This is a genomic window from Neobacillus sp. MER 74 (assembly GCF_023714155.1).
Genome location: NZ_JAMAUV010000073.1, coordinates 1 through 461, shown reverse-complemented (window position 1 = coordinate 461; position 461 = coordinate 1). Strand labels below are relative to the sequence as shown.

Annotated in this window: 1 protein-coding gene; it reads right to left on the bottom strand. The window is 57.5% G+C overall.

The genetic code is table 11. The annotated features are described in order from the left end of the window. Window positions 1–3: 3 nt before the first annotated feature. A partial coding sequence (locus tag M3610_RS27515; RefSeq protein ID WP_251463643.1) for a class I tRNA ligase family protein occupies window positions 4–461 on the bottom strand: 458 nt, incomplete at its 5' end.

Below are 461 nucleotides of genomic sequence, written 5' to 3'. Positions count from 1 at the left end.
CGCTTAACCAACGACCAGATTGAGCAGTTTACCGGGAACGTAAATCACTTTACGCACGGTTTTACCGTCGAGATATTTCGCCACCAGATGTTCCTGGCCGGCGCGCTCGCGAACCTGCTCTTCAGTTGCATCTACCGCAACGGTAATTTTACCACGAACTTTGCCATTGACCTGGACGACGACGAGGGTGCTGTCTTCCACCATCGCGCTCTCATCCGCTACCGGCCACGGCGCGTTGTCGATATCGCCTTCGCCGTTCAGCTCACGCCACAGGGTGAAGCTGGCGTGCGGAGTGAACGGGTTGAGCATACGCACCACCGCCAGCAGAGCTTCCTGCATCAGCGCACGATCCTGCTCATCTTCCTGCGGCGCTTTCGCCAGCTTGTTCATCAGCTCCATGATTGCCGCGATGGCGGTGTTGAAGGTCTGACGACGGCCGATGTCATCGGTCACTTTGGTGA